Annotated in this window: 15 protein-coding genes and 2 tRNA genes; 7 read left to right on the forward strand and 10 right to left on the reverse strand. The window is 43.3% G+C overall.

Going from position 1 to position 14417, the window contains the following annotated elements; genetic code table 11:
* Positions 1-54: 54 nt before the first annotated feature.
* Both DQQ10_RS13680 and DQQ10_RS28235 read right to left on the reverse strand, forming a co-directional pair.
* Positions 55-1056, reverse strand: coding sequence for a transglutaminase domain-containing protein (locus DQQ10_RS13680; RefSeq protein ID WP_112747439.1), 1002 nt, complete (start codon positions 1054-1056; stop codon positions 55-57).
* 11 nt (positions 1057-1067) lie between these two features.
* Positions 1068-1802, reverse strand: coding sequence for a carboxypeptidase-like regulatory domain-containing protein (locus DQQ10_RS28235; RefSeq protein WP_112747440.1), 735 nt, complete (start codon positions 1800-1802; stop codon positions 1068-1070).
* A 131-nt stretch (positions 1803-1933) separates the two neighbouring features.
* On the opposite strand from DQQ10_RS28235, the gene DQQ10_RS13690 reads away from it, so the two are divergent.
* A tRNA-Pro gene (locus tag DQQ10_RS13690) sits at positions 1934-2008 on the forward strand.
* Positions 2009-2091: 83 nt separating this feature from the next.
* Here DQQ10_RS13690 and DQQ10_RS13695 read toward each other — a convergent pair.
* From DQQ10_RS13695 to DQQ10_RS13705, 3 genes are all read right to left on the reverse strand, one after another.
* Complete coding sequence (locus DQQ10_RS13695) at positions 2092-3702, reverse strand: Na+/H+ antiporter (RefSeq protein WP_112747441.1); 1611 nt, start codon at positions 3700-3702, stop codon at positions 2092-2094.
* A gap of 140 nt (positions 3703-3842) precedes the next feature.
* A complete protein-coding gene (locus tag DQQ10_RS13700; RefSeq protein ID WP_133259646.1) occupies positions 3843-4094 on the reverse strand; it encodes a hypothetical protein in 252 nt (83 codons plus the stop codon).
* A 354-nt stretch (positions 4095-4448) separates the two neighbouring features.
* Complete coding sequence (locus tag DQQ10_RS13705) at positions 4449-5111, reverse strand: carboxypeptidase-like regulatory domain-containing protein (protein WP_112747443.1); 663 nt, start codon at positions 5109-5111, stop codon at positions 4449-4451.
* Positions 5112-5185: 74 nt separating this feature from the next.
* Between DQQ10_RS13705 and DQQ10_RS13710 the strand changes: the two genes are divergently transcribed.
* The 3 genes from DQQ10_RS13710 to pruA all read left to right on the forward strand — a co-directional run bounded on the left by DQQ10_RS13710 (position 5186) and on the right by pruA (position 7985).
* Entirely contained in the window at positions 5186-5575 is a 390-nt protein-coding gene (locus DQQ10_RS13710) for an ArsR/SmtB family transcription factor (RefSeq protein WP_112747444.1), read from the forward strand.
* Between the two features lie 8 nt (positions 5576-5583).
* A complete protein-coding gene (locus tag DQQ10_RS13715; RefSeq protein WP_112747445.1) occupies positions 5584-6291 on the forward strand; it encodes a YjjG family noncanonical pyrimidine nucleotidase in 708 nt (235 codons plus the stop codon).
* Between the two features lie 62 nt (positions 6292-6353).
* A complete protein-coding gene (gene pruA / locus DQQ10_RS13720) occupies positions 6354-7985 on the forward strand; it encodes an L-glutamate gamma-semialdehyde dehydrogenase (RefSeq protein ID WP_112747446.1) in 1632 nt (543 codons plus the stop codon).
* Positions 7986-8056: 71 nt separating this feature from the next.
* On the opposite strand, the gene creD is transcribed toward pruA, so the two are convergent.
* Genes creD through DQQ10_RS13740 form a run of 4 tightly spaced genes read right to left on the reverse strand, consistent with a single transcriptional unit; the run spans position 8057 to position 11037 of the window.
* The gene (creD, locus tag DQQ10_RS13725) at positions 8057-9484 is read right to left on the reverse strand and encodes a cell envelope integrity protein CreD (RefSeq protein ID WP_112747447.1); all 1428 of its coding nucleotides are present in this window, start codon (positions 9482-9484) and stop codon (positions 8057-8059) included.
* 33 nt (positions 9485-9517) lie between these two features.
* Positions 9518-10075, reverse strand: coding sequence for a hypothetical protein (locus DQQ10_RS13730; protein ID WP_112747448.1), 558 nt, complete (start codon positions 10073-10075; stop codon positions 9518-9520).
* Positions 10076-10114: 39 nt separating this feature from the next.
* Positions 10115-10414, reverse strand: a complete 300-nt coding sequence (locus tag DQQ10_RS13735) for a winged helix-turn-helix domain-containing protein (protein WP_112747449.1) — start codon at positions 10412-10414, stop codon at positions 10115-10117.
* Positions 10411-11037: a hypothetical protein gene (locus DQQ10_RS13740; RefSeq protein WP_112747450.1), complete on the reverse strand. Its 627-nt coding sequence runs from the start codon at positions 11035-11037 to the stop codon at positions 10411-10413. Before DQQ10_RS13740 ends, DQQ10_RS13735 begins: the two co-directional genes overlap by 4 nt.
* Positions 11038-11128: 91 nt before the next feature.
* Here DQQ10_RS13740 and DQQ10_RS13745 point away from each other — a divergent pair, with 91 nt between their 5' ends.
* From DQQ10_RS13745 to DQQ10_RS13755, 3 genes are all read left to right on the forward strand, one after another.
* Complete coding sequence (locus DQQ10_RS13745; protein WP_112747451.1) at positions 11129-11773, forward strand: GDSL-type esterase/lipase family protein; 645 nt, start codon at positions 11129-11131, stop codon at positions 11771-11773.
* Positions 11774-11923: 150 nt separating this feature from the next.
* Positions 11924-11997: transfer RNA gene (locus DQQ10_RS13750), tRNA-Asn, on the forward strand.
* Positions 11998-12408: 411 nt separating this feature from the next.
* Positions 12409-13527 carry a CPBP family intramembrane glutamic endopeptidase gene (locus DQQ10_RS13755; RefSeq protein ID WP_112747452.1) on the forward strand — a complete coding sequence of 373 codons (1119 nt, stop codon included), beginning with the start codon at positions 12409-12411 and terminating at the stop codon, positions 13525-13527.
* A 68-nt stretch (positions 13528-13595) separates the two neighbouring features.
* On the opposite strand, the gene DQQ10_RS13760 is transcribed toward DQQ10_RS13755, so the two are convergent.
* Positions 13596-14333, reverse strand: a complete 738-nt coding sequence (locus tag DQQ10_RS13760) for a hypothetical protein (protein WP_112747453.1) — start codon at positions 14331-14333, stop codon at positions 13596-13598.
* Between the last annotated feature and the right edge of the window lie 84 nt (positions 14334-14417).

Consider the following 14417-nt stretch of genomic DNA (forward strand, 5'->3'; position numbering starts at 1 on the left):
AATAGTACGATAATAGGCATTGAAGTGATTGTAAAATTTCTGTGCGATTGACACTTATTTTACGCTGACGCGATAGGTTAAGACACTCTTGTTATCAATCATCAGATGGACAACGTGAACGCCTTTGTTATTGAATGCCTGCACTGTGGAATAGCGTAATCCCTTTTTGTCGAATGAATGTTGAATTGACTTTCCATCGACCATCAATGCGGCTTGCGAGAAATCATGCCGGCTATCAAATTGAAAAGAAATTTCTTCTCCCTTTCTAACAGCCACATTGAAACGTGTAGGAGAGGGGTTATCCACCTGGTAGTGATATGCGTTGCTGTAAATGATGGGCCTGTTTAAAAATTCATTTAACGTTACAGTATTGGTTTTTAAAAGTGTCCATTGTGGATCAAGTGGGTAGTGATTTTGAATGAAAACATTAGGATCGGAGAGGAAGTATGCGTCGTCGTAATTTTTGATGAACAAGTGAAACTGACTCTCGACGGCACCACTTGCCCAAGTAGGATCACTCAAGTACCATTTACCATGAAGTTGAACAGCATTCCACGAATGATTAGGAATACCATTGCCACCAATGTTTGCATTCGCCGTTCTTCCATACCCATCAACGATTACACAGGATATGCCGACATGTGAACAAAGCTCCCTTAATAAGTATGCGTATCCGGTACATACTGTACGATGTTTTTCTAAAAGTGTTCTAAATACTTCGGCATTGAATTTTTTGTTACGGGCAATATCATCGGCCGTGTTTTCTTGCTTTGCTCGAAGTCGCCGGTTTTTCTCAAACAAGGCATAGTCGTAGGCAATATTGTCGCATACCCATCGATACAGTGCTCTGAATTTTTCAACGTCGGTAGTGAGACCTTGTGTGAGTTTGTCAGCAAGTACTTTTATATTTTTTAATGAATGATTAGGAAATCGCAGCGCCATGTTGTCGGCCCTACTGAAGTCGATTTGTTGGAAATCACTTCGCTGCGCGAGACTGTAAAACGTTGTCGTTAGTGTTAGTGCAAGGACGATAACAAGCTGTGCGATCCTAATCATGCAGTGATCCGTTAGAAGAAGTTTTTTACTTTATCCCAGAATTTTCCAACCGACGATTTTTCTTCATACACATTGTCAATCGCAATTTCGCCCATCATGATCACCGTGTCCATCGTCATACGCACATCAACCGTCAGCGGAATTTCAAGTGATTGAGCAGCATTCTTCGGTATTGAAAATTCTTTGGTTTCATAACCGATAAAGCTGAATAGCAACACGTCGCCCTCTTTAAAATCGCCGGTCAATTGAAATTCGCCATCGGCATTGGTACTCGTTCCAATGGTGGTGTTCTTAACAATAACATTTACACCGGGTAGTGGATCTCCGTTTTCGTCCTTCACGATACCCATTACATTCCGTGTAACGGTAGCGCCACCTGTCGATACCGCCTTAAGTTCGATGATCTGTTCGGTGGCAGTTTTGGCAAGGGCATCTTGCGCAGTTGATGTTTTCGCGGTTAATATTAAAACGAAGCATAGAAGGCTTGCTTTCAGCAAATTAAAACCTGGATTGATCTTTGGGAGCTGTAAATCTTGGTATGATTTAAGTTGATCTTTTGTGAAGCGGCCGCAAGTGTGCGCTTTCTTGTTTTTGAGAAACTCAAGTATTTGGTAGTCGCTCATGGTGGTGAAGTCAACAACAACTTTAGCGCATGACGAACAATAGCCGCCTTTGTCTTGCGGTGTAAAGTCTTCCCATTTTTCATTGCAGGGTTTCGCGATCGATAAGGAGTATGTGGTTCTCATGATTGAAATGTTTCCCGTAGGATGCGATCAAGAGAGCGATTCCATAAAAGATTTTGAATTTTCTTATCGGAGGTAGTCGTTTTGAGCGTTGGAGCTTTATGATTATTATTGCAGCCCATTTTATGGGTATTCGGGGTGTAGCGCAGCCCGGTTAGCGCACCACGTTAGGGACGTGGGGGTCGGATGTTCGAATCATCTCACCCCGACTATTTAAAAACAAGAAAGCCGTTATTCTTATAGCGGCTTTTTTTATTTATACGGAACTGCGCGGCAAAATTTATAACTGCTGTCAATGCCCGTTTCCCTCGCCCAATTTCTCCTCTTCTAAATCGAGCTTTGTTTCAATCGCTTTGATCACGTTGTCGTCGTAGTCTGTCATGCGCCTAAACTTATGAAGTTCCTGTCTTTGCCTTGTCGCGACGGCGTGCATTACTTTGTTAAATTCGTCGAGCATGCCAGTAGCGTGTTTAAAGCCTTCTTCACTTTCTTTATTGATTTCTAACATCTCTACTTTGTCTCTCAGCGTATCGAACTTGTGCTTCACTAGGAAGTTACGTTCCATAGTTTTTGCGTGATGCTGTTCAAGCTCATCTACAGCAACTTTAGAAAGTTGAGCCTCCATTTCGAACATCTGTACGTCATCCGTTTTACGCGTCGATAGCTCTTGCGGCTTCACCACTTTTACGAGCCATGGGAGCATCAATCCTTGTCCTACGAGGGTGACAATGGTGACGAAGAATGTTACAAAGAGAATGAGACTCCGGTGTGGAAATTCTTCGCCGTTGGTTAACAGGACAGGGATAGACATTGCCGATGCCAATGACACCACGCCACGCATGGCCACCCATCCGACAATCGCAGGATTTCGCCAGCCAGGTGCAGCTTGTGCAACGGTGATGTATCGACTAATAAATCGTGTGAACAGCGCCGACAAAATTCCGCTAAACAATCGCGTGGCTGTAATAACAATCGTGATGATGATGGAGATGATGATGGCATCGCGAAGGGCGATCCCTTTCAGATCGTTCACGATGCTGGGCAATTGCAAGCCAATGAGGAAGAATATAACAGCGTTGAGGATGAAAACGAGTGATGTCCATATTGCTCCAGCTTTTAAGCGGCTGCTATGCGAGATGTCGAAATGATTTTTGTAGGCTATCAAGAGGCCACCACTAACGACAGCAAGTACGCCAGAGGAGTGCAAACTTTCTGCTGTGATGTACATGACGTGCGGGATCACCAAAGAAAAGGCAATATCAAGTTCGGAATTTGCAGGCAATCTTTTTAAAAGAAAGTTGAAGATAAATCCGAACGCGAGTCCGATCGCGACACCAAAAACAACGACAAATGCAAATCCACCTGCGGCTTCGTGCCATGTGAAGTGAGAAGTGGCAATGGCTGCGAGTGAAAATCTAAATATGGTGAGACTGGTAGCGTCATTGGGTAAGCTCTCACCCTCAAGAATCGAGACAATACCTTTTGGAATTTTAACGTATTTCAACACAGTCGTAGCGGCGGCCGCATCGGGCGGAGAGATGATGGCGCCTAACAAAAATCCGTGTTGCCAACTGAAACCCGGAATGAGCCAATGACTAATACAAGCAACCGTTACGGTCGTGAAGAACACAAAACCAATTGCCATCACGCTGATGATCCGGCGCCACTTCCAAAGTTCTTTGAGAGAAATGCTCTGCGCTGCTTCGTAGAGAATGGGTGGGAGAATTACCAGAAAGACAAGCTCAGGATCGATGCCGATAGTAGGAAGCATCGGTATAAAGCCAACAACAATGCCGGCAATAGCGAGGAAAATAGGGTAGGCTATTCTTATTTTTTGAGCGATCAAAACGAGGATCGATACACTAAAGACAAGTCCAAGACATAAAAGAATAGCTGAATGCATAGTATGAGGTGAAGCTTCCAATATGCGAACTTATTGGAAATAGAATTTCTTTAGAAATCTATAAAACGAAAAAAGCTACTCGTCAAAGTAGCTCATCCCCGCGATTGGGTTCCGTCATCGGTGGAATATCGAACTTGTAATTAAAAGGTCGCTCTGAAATCTCTTTCGAGATATTGTGTCAAGTTCATCAAGCCTGTGATCATGTTTAATTTTTCAGCAGGTTCTTCACTGTTGTCGTTTTGATAGTGAACCTCAACGAATAGGTCGTTCACCATGTAGATATAGATTTTTCTGCCGTCCTTAAGGCGTGTGCCGAGGCCAATGCCTTTGCGCTTGAGGAATTTAATCTGCTTTTCAAGCGACATCTGGCGGAAGAAAAACTTGCGTATCATGTTCTTTAAGAGAGTTTTGGGTTATGCCGTCAATTGGAGCCAATTCTGCGCCACTCAGCGAAAACCGCTAATTCAGTCGTGATTAGCCCTTCCGCTGGGAATAGTCTTCCATCTTTGGGAAAAAACCGGAATTATCCGTCACCGAAAAGGGAAAGAAGCAAGCTCACGCGATCCTTTTCAGGGACTTGTATTAGACTAAAATAATACCATGGATCAGGCCTTAATAAGGGGAGTATAAGGCCATCATCATAAGACCTATACGCATAAGATAATGGTTACAGAGCGGGTGTTAAGGAAGTTCGTGGCGATATCCACATTTTTAGAATGAGCCTACCCGATGCAGGCAAACATTGATTACTTCTTTTTCTTTTTCAAAGAATTAAAAAACTTCACCCAATTAAATGGATTTAAGAAGGGATTGGTCACTGGCATGTAGTGATCGCCATGAGAGGTAGACCATTGGCTCAAATAGTATCGTTGATTTTGGTAGCCATCCATGGGCGTTGTTTTTAGCATTAACGCAAGGAGTTCTGAGTTGAAATTTTTGTCGTCGATAGCACCATTTCGATCGAGTGGAATGTTCAGTGCTAGCACTGCTTCTTTAAAAACTTCCTCTGTCGGGAAATCATAGACGACTACTTCCTTCAAGTATGTTGTATCGGCGACAAGGGGTACAATCACCGTTTGATATTCGGGTGCATTCGCGGGAACTTTGTAATACTGTGCTTCATATCCGACGTAGCTAATCACGATACTATCGCCAACCAATACTGGCATCGAAAAAAATCCCACGCCGTTCGTTGTAGTTCCGCGGCCGGCTTTCGGTACGTACACGTGAACACCAGGCAGGCCTGTCCCCGACGTACTATCTTCACCAATGATAACACCCGATAACTGAATGACACGCTTTTTCTGCTGTGCTTCTGCATGGTAGGCTAAGCAAGAAAATAATAAGATCAGGGCAACCGATAAAGTTGCTTGCTTCACAATGCTATTCACAGCGCGACGATTAGTCATAATTTTCAAAGATAGGGATAAGCCCAATAACTGCCTAATTGTATACATTTGACGACTGACAGTAAAGATGGTCGATGCGACTCAAAAGTTTTAACCTCACACTCGGATCACAAATTTTCAAAGCGTGCGCAGATGAGTCCCGTCTGCGGATTCTTCATTTAATTTTTATGAACGGTGAAATGTGCATCACCGACCTGGAAAAAATTTTAGACTTTACACAAGCAAAAACATCCCGTCACCTGATATACCTGAAGAATTCGGGCATCTTGAGCTACAAACGCTACAACCATTGGGTTTTTTATCAAATCAAAGATGAGGTGGGCGATATCATCAAGCAAATCTTCCAATTCTTGCGCAAGGACGTTCAACTTCAAAAAGATCAACAGATTTATCAGACATTGTCATCCAATCGTGAACTCGCGGCCAATAAGCTGCAGATTATCGAGTGGCAGAAAAATAATTAAACGACAGTATGAGCGCCCCTTCAAAAAAGTATAAAAGCATTTTCTTCGACCTGGACCATACACTTTGGGATTATGAAACGAATGCAAAGATCACGCTTCAAGAGCTTTATCTACAATATGAATTGTTGGCGAAAGGTGTACACGAATTCAATGCCTTTCACAAGAAATTTCAAGAAGTAAACGCTGCATTATGGTATCATTTCGATCGTGGAGCCATCACAAGCGAAGTCATCAGGAGAGAGCGTTTCAAACAAATTTTGGAAGCGTTTGATGCGCACGAAGAAAAACTTTGCGAAGACTTATCGCATGACTATCTTAATACATGTCCGTTGAAGGGAAACTTGATGCCTCACGCGCATGAAACGTTGGCGTATCTGTCTCAACGTTATTCACTGACCATTATTACGAACGGTTTTGAAGAGATCCAGCAGCGAAAATTAACCGCCGGCAATCTTCATCAGTATTTTAATCATATTATAACATCGCAGACAGCGGGGCATCGCAAACCCGCACGGGAAATTTTTGATTTTGCGCTAACCCTTAATAAAGTTTCCGCAAATGAAGCCATGATGGTTGGCGATAACCTGGTAACAGATATTGGTGGTGCGCGAAATGCGCAAATCGACGGTGTTTTTTATAACCCGGAGAAGTTAAGCCACGAAGAACGGCCGTTTCGCGAAATCACAAGTCTTTCAGAACTGCTTCAGATTCTCTGAGTTTGCATTACCTTTGCCGCTCGTAAATAACTCAGTCATTAACCAAAACTGCTTTTACTACTATGCCCAAAGGTTTCTTCAGCGTCCCCTATCCTAAAAACGAACCCGTCCTCAGTTATGCACCTGGCACCAAAGAGCGTGCGGCATTAAAAAAAGCGCTTGCCGATGCACGTGCCAAAGTACTCGATATACCCATGTATATCGGAAGCGAAGAGGTTCGCACAGGAAATACGAAAACCATTACTCCACCACACGATCATAAACATGTGTTGGCGCATTTTCACGAAGGGGATAGTAGCCATGTTGAGCAAGCAATCAATGCGGCGTTGGGTGCTAAAGCTGCGTGGGCAGACCTTTCGTGGGAACACCGTGCAGCTATTTTCTTGAAGGCTGCAGACCTTCTCGCAGGACCTTATCGTTATGCCATTAATGCGGCAACGATGCTCGGTCAATCAAAAAGTCCATACCAAGCAGAAATCGATTCGGCGTGTGAGCTCATCGATTTCTTGCGCTTCAACGTATATTTCATGACGCAGATCTATCAAGAACAACCAGAGTCTTCTCCCGGTGTTTGGAATAGATCAGAATACCGTCCGCTGGAAGGATTTACTTTTGCCGTAACACCTTTCAACTTCACAGCCATCGCTGGAAATCTTCCTACGTGTATGGCGTTGATGGGAAATACTGTTGTATGGAAACCTGCCAATACGCAAGTATATGCTGCAAACGTCATCATGCAAGTATTGAAAGCCGCTGGTCTTCCTGATGGTGTGATCAACCTGATCTATGTAGATGGTCCGACGGCGGGTGATGTCGTGTTCAATCATCCAGATTTTGCGGGCATTCATTTCACAGGTTCCACAAAAGTATTCCAGAATATGTGGAGAACGATTGGAACGAACATTCATCGTTATAAAACCTATCCGCGTATTGTGGGTGAAACTGGTGGAAAAGATTTTGTGATGGTACACAAAAGTGCGAATCCAAAAGAGGTAGCCGTAGCGTTGTCGCGTGGTGCATTTGAATACCAAGGACAAAAGTGTTCTGCCGCTTCACGTGCTTACATTCCGAGTAACCTGTGGGATGAGGTGAAAAAATATCTCGTCGAAGATTTGAAAGATTTTAAGATGGGCGGTACGGAAGACTTTGGAAACTTCATCAATGCGGTGATCGATGAAAAAGCTTTTGATTCTATTGCAGGCTACATCGAAAAAGCGAAGCAGAACCCAATGAATACCATTGTTGCCGGCGGAAAAGTTGATAAGTCTAAAGGCTACTTTGTAGAACCAACGGTCATTGAAACGAAAGATCCATCGTCTGTAACGATGTGCGAAGAAATTTTCGGCCCGGTGTTAACGATCTATGTTTATCATGCTGAAAATTTCGAAGACACACTTGAGCTCGTGGATAGAACTTCGCCATATGCATTAACGGGCTCGATCATTTCCGGCGATCGTTATGCAATTGAACTCGCAACGAAGAAATTGTCGAACGCTGCAGGTAATTTTTACATCAACGATAAACCAACGGGCGCTGTTGTTGGACAGCAACCATTTGGTGGAGCACGCGCTTCGGGTACAAATGATAAAGCGGGAGCGAAGATGAACTTGATGCGCTGGGTGTCGGCAAGGTCGATCAAAGAAACTTTTGTTCCGCCAGTAGATTATAAGTATCCATTTTTGGATAAGGAATAGTTTCTTTTAGAAGTAAGTAGTAAGAATTAAGAAGTAACAGCAGGCATTACACCTGCTGTTTTCTTTTTAGATTAAGCTTCAACTACGGGAGATTTTTTTTCGTCATACCACTTTACTTTTCTGGAGAAGTACATCAGCATTGCAACGATTGTGAACAAGCCTATACTACCAATGAGCAGCGAGTAGTCTTGTTCGAAGATGATTACGAAGATGAACGCGTAAAATATTGCGAGTAATCCACTGAGCAACACACTGAGTTTGCCGTGTAGGAATGATTTGCTATAAAATCCGATCAATGCAATCGTCGATATCGATGCGATAATATAAGCGATGTAGTATCCCATTTGTTCGGAGAAACTCAGCAAGAGCGTGTAGTAGATGATTAGCGCAGCCGCGATGAGAATATATTGGAATGGATGGATACGAACTTTTTGCGTAATCTCAACGAGGAACAAGGACATGAATGTTAATAAGATCATGAGTATGGCGTACTTCGCCGTGCGCGTGGTTTGTTGATATTGATCCGCAGGAATAAAGAGAGACACGCCGAAGTCAGCACCTTCTAATGCTTCGCCTGATTTTTTCGACTGCACCCATTGTTGCGAGAAAGGTCTGTTGAAGTGTAAAATTTTCCAAGATGCATCGAAGGCCGTATCCGTGATGTTCGTGGCTTTAGGAAGAAAAGAACCGTCGAAACTCGGGCTTCCCCAACGGCCGGATACTTTAACATCTGTTGTTTTTCCCGTCGGTGTAAAGGCAATGCGATCACTTCCACGTAAGGAAATTTTAAGCGCCATTTTTTCTTGGAAGTTTTCCGGACCTGACCAGTTTAGCTTGGTGACAATGCCGGGTATCTTGCGCGGATCGTCAACCAAATAGGTACTCTCTGAAGTTTGTTTTACATCTTCGTCGTCAGCGGATAGACCAATATCGCTGGTGGGTTCTGCCTGATGCGGTATTGGTCCAATCAACAGCGAAGGATTGTCGCTGATGCCACGAAGATCGTTGATGCCTACGACGAGATGAGCGTCTGTCCAACGAATATCTTCGTCACGAATACCAAGTGTTGTAAAGTTTGGTTTTACAAATGTGGAAGTGAGTTCAATTTTCGAAGTGTAAACCACGGCGTCGAAGATTCCACGATGGCGTAGTTCAGGATCGATGGCAGCATTGATGGCCAATTCTTCGGGAAGAAAATATGCTTTTGCAATTGTCTCCATAGGGGCGCCGCCAGGTGCAAGCGATGGCTTCCACTTTTTGTAAGGGATTACAAGGATGGGCCCGGTGACGCGTTGGTCGGCAGACCATTTGCTGGTGATTTCACGAACAGCCTCATCTGCACGTGAATGCCTTTCCTGAATAAGCTCTTCAATGAGATTGGCCGGAATGAGTAATACAATAATCAGGAATCCAATCGAGAATAGTTTGATCATGATAGACTCGCGGATCCAGTTGTTAAAGCGTTCTATAAAGCCAAGCGGACTAGGTGTTGTTTCCATATCAATGAAAATTTAAATTACGTAAAGAAAAAATTAGAATGAAGGGTAATGATCCATCAACGATTTACTTTGGAACCGAAGCAGTACAATTCGCTTCACAACATGGTACGTGATGAACAATGCGCCGATGTATAAGATGGCTTTGGTGACAATGAGAAAGCCATAAGATGTAAGCCACGGCGCGAAGGTGTCTAGCTTGATGAATGTCGCTAAACCGACGATGCGAATAACCATGACGGCGGTAGTAAGCATGTAGGCTACACCCAATGCACCGATGAAGTTTACGACTGCCGAGTGACTCTTAAGTTTATGAAAAGGAATGGTGCAGGCTATGATGACGAAGGCAGCGAGGAAAAAGTGAAAGCTGGAAAATGATTTGCTCACATTGATATCAAATGAAGGGAAGTAAAAACCGGCGTGAGAAAATGATGTTTCCGTCTGCATTATCCATCCCGATATTTTGCTCGCGGGTTTAATCATCATCAGGAGATCTTGTGTCTCGCTGAGGGCGTGTACATACTTTAGGGCAAAGGCTGTTGCTACCGTTGCGACGAACCAAAATGCGGTTTTGTTGATCATGTTTTTATTCATAGAAAGTACTTTTAAAATCAAAGTTGTAGTGTAAAATTTTTATTTCTGTTGTTTAATAACAGCCTCTAGTGCATCGAGGTGTTTACGGAATGCATTTCTACCTTTTTCGGTGATCTTGTATTTTGTGTTTGGCTTACGGTCTACGAAGGTCTTGTTCACAGATATATACTTTTCTTTTTCCAGTGCTTTGATGTGCGAAGCCAGGTTGCCATCGGTTACGTTCAGCATTTCCTTGAGTGCACTGAAATCAAAAGCATCGTTTGTGACCAACGCAGACATAATCTGCAATCGCACGCGATGCTCCAGCACTTTATCAAGGTTGTCGAACGGATTTTTCACTTGTCGTACTTTTTATACATGATTGCGCCGTATACAATGTGTAGTACGCCGAAACCAATCGCCCAAAATATCAACCCGTATCCAACAAACAAAGCAGAGATAAGTCCGAGAACAATTTCACATAATCCTAAGTATCGGATTTCGTCGTAGGTATTAGAGCTTCCCTGAAACAATGCAAGTCCATAAAACATCAGCATGACAGGAGCCGCAAAACCGATGAAGCCGTAGTACAATAAGATTAATGTGAATAGCCCACCCGTTATCAGTGGAATAGCGAGATTGAATGCAAGACGTCTTCCGGCAGTGTTCATGAATGGTATGCCTAATTTTTTTGCTTTCTTACTGCTCAGCCAGACTCCCGTTCCGATGGAAGCAATTAAAACGACCAACGCTATACCGATCAATTTCCACATCACGCTTGGATTGCGCATCGATTCAAAAACATATTGCCTGTAATTTCGATTCTCGGCGTGGATTACAAAGTACGCGGCACCGGCGCCAACCAATGCATAACATCCGGCAAGCATGCCCGATAGTCCACTGAGGGACAAAAACTTAAAGGATTTCTCCATGATGTTGCGTATGGAGGCGATATCCTGTTCGTACTCGTGTATTTGCTTCATTTGAAAAGTACTTTGTGATACAAAGCTACTCAACGGAATGACTTGCACAAGTGTTTCGTCCTAATCATCTTCACAAAAAAGAAAGTTTCTCATGAAAATCATGTTATTGCTCATCGTCATCAGCTGTTGTATGATCATCGTAGCCAAAAGTCAAACCACCGTTCGTGTAGCCTGCGTTGGCAATAGTATTACCGAAGGATCTGAAATTGAAGCTGGTAAACGTTATCCCGACCAACTTCAGGAGTTGTTGGGGGAGAAGTTTCAGGTAAAGAATTTTGGCTTGGGAGGCCGTACATTATTAAAGAGAGGTGAAGCGCCTTACTGGAATGAAAAGTATTTTAAAGAGGTGATGAGCTGGTCGCCACGAATCATTGTGATTAAGCTTGGCACCAACGACTCGAAGCCACACAATTGGAAATACAAAGATGAATTCGAGGCGGACTATAGAGCATTTATTCAGGCTTTCAAGAATCAGATTCCAAGCAAGAAGAAGATTTATGTATGTACACCAGTACCAGCGTTCAAATCGGCGTGGGGAATTAGCGACAAGGTGATCAAGGAAGAGATTGTTCCCATCATTGAACGTGTTGCCAAGGAAGAGGAAGTGTTTTTGATTGATCTTTACACACCACTTTTGGGCAAAGGTGAATATTTTCCTGACGGCATCCATCCGAATGCAGCGGGTGCAAACCTGATTGCTGATGTTGTCTACCAGGCAATAAAGCCGCAGCAATGAGTTAAAGTGATCAAAATGATGGATTCACTTGCTGATAAGCACCTTTTTGAGAAAAATTCCAGGATTTTATTGGTCTGCGTTGGCAAATTAAGGTTCAACTCATTAATATTGCACTCCCAAATTTTGAGGAACGCCTCAAAAAGGTAACACTCCTCCTTAGCTCAGCTGGTTAGAGCACCTGACTGTTAATCAGGGGGTCCTAGGTTCAAGCCCTAGAGGAGGAGCAACAAAAGCCACTATTGATAGTGGCTTTTTGCATTTTGGCCGTTTTGTATAATCGACGCTGAATGTATAGTCCTTCCTGAACAAATTCAATCAAGTGGTAAAAAGTGTGAAAAAATAATTTGTGCGCGACAACACAATGCAAACGGTTGCTGATCTATTTATGAGATTTTGTCTATTTTTTGAAATCCACCTTCTGTCAATCCCACGTATATAGGTGAAATCTTAAATTGGTATGAGCAGAAAGCGTTTAAAAAAAGCACTTTGGAGTGCGATAAAGAATGATCGGGAAGCCAACACTGGAGTGATTATTAAGCTTTTGTCAGCACGACGCGTGAAGGTTTAAAGTATCGCAAAGATTCTTTCTTCATGCAGCACCGCTGCCTAGTCATGCCGTCGTATTTTTAGCGGTCATGACCAGATACAAGATATTTTGGAATTCGTCCGAAGTAGGACAGATGGACAATACAGTTCCCGACATGTTCTACATTGAGGGTAATTGGATAAACAACGGAACTGATCAAGCCCTCGCGTTTGAAGATCTTATTAAAGCAAATCAAGCTCGTGAGTCAATCATCGACTTGTCGAAAACCATTCCACTTCAACTGATCGATGTAGAGACGGGAAGTGAGTTGGATGTACTGGGCATATCATTACATAACGATAAAATATTTGTTAAGCGATTGCTCTGGGATTCAGGGGAATCATCCATGCAAGCGCGTCCAGCGAAAGCCTATCCGTCGATAGGGCAGGCCTGGGGATTTTTGGGCATCGCCTTTTTGTTCCAGTTAGCGGGAGCCTTCGTGAGTGGTATTCTGATCGCTATTTTTAGTGTAAAAGCCGATGCGGCCTTGTTCTTTGCGTACGTCGTCGGTACGGGCGCAGCTTTTGGGTATGGCCATGAAAAAAAGAGCAATTCGATGAGGAACGGAACGTACTCTTTTCACGGTGCTTCTTTTAAGATGTTGTTGCTTATTGTTGTAGCGACAGTAGCAATTCAGTTAGGCGTAATTTCTCCGTTGGTGGACCTTATACCGATGCCAGAGCGTGTTCAAGATTTTTTCACTGGGTTGGAAGCTGGGGGAATATTTTCCTTTCTTTTAGTTGTAGTCGCAGCGCCTGTTCTTGAAGAGCTGATTTTCAGAGGTGTGATTTTGGATGGCCTTCTAAAAAGGTACTCACCACGAAAGGCTATCATATTGTCGAGTGCGCTTTTCGGAATTATTCATTTAAATCCATGGCAATTTGTTGCAGCGACAATTCTCGGCGTCTTTATCGGGTGGATTTATTTTAAAACGAATAATCTTTTGTTGTGTATCATAATCCATTTTGCAAACAACTTGCTCGCATTTATCACGATGCAATTGATGAATGAAAATAAACACAGGTCCATGGTTGATTTGTTGGATGATCCGGCAAGTGCGTCGTTAGTTGTTATTGCCTGTGCGATAGTCGCATTCATCTGTTTATTGTTCCTTCAACGGGAGTTCTCCGCTAACAGCAAAGTAGAAGAGAGAGAAGTTCGATGGTAGGTCTTTCAATTCATGGCGGTGACGCAATTATAAAATCGCAGTTGTTTGATGCGCACATGTACGTGTGCTCACTTAAAATTCAACACGACACCGATTGCTGCGTAATTGAAGAACGAGAAGTTGTAGTTATCTTCTACATCTGCCCCACCTTCAAGCACGCGGTAACCGATTTTGATCGACGTGGTTTCGGAAGCATTGTACAGAATTCCACCAAAAACATCTTCGGCTCGACCTTGATTTGTTCCAAGTGCGTCGCCTTCAATGAGCATTGTCCATCGCTGTACAGGCGTCCACGAGAAGTAAACATTTACTAATGGTACGACGCCAAGGTCAGGATAGTCTGCGGAACGTTCACCATTGGTAAGTTCAATATTGGCTTGACGCAGTTTGGCTGTGAGTCCAGCGCCAAATTTGATTTTATCATTAGCGATAAATAAATATCGATAGGTAAGCCTGTAAGAATTGAATGTATACGTTGCATTGATTTTTCGTCCTGCTTGAAAGGTGTTGTCGGAGTAGACCACGTCTTGCGATAGCGTGCCTTGCGATTTTACGCGGAGTGGTGCAACAAGTGCTGAGATGACGTGCCGCTCATTGAGTGTATAATTTATGCGTGCGCGAAATGTGAGGGGATTGGTGGCATTGAGATCTTTCGCTAGATCGATTTCAGTTCCTCCGCTAGCAGGAATTCGAACAACGTTATAAGGAATGGAGAATGCATAATTTCCTTCGAGGTCGATGCTGATTTGGCTGTAAGCAGTGACTACACTGACCATCAACAACCATGTTACCATGAGTTTTTTCATATGCTTGATACTAAAAATCATGTGCCTGTAATCTATTCATAGCCGGTGCGTTCGCTCCGCCATTCGGGTGTGTCTTTAATATAT

It is taken from the genome of Pseudochryseolinea flava (assembly GCF_003286915.1).
Classification (GTDB): Bacteria; Bacteroidota; Bacteroidia; order Cytophagales; family Cyclobacteriaceae; genus Ohtaekwangia; species Ohtaekwangia flava.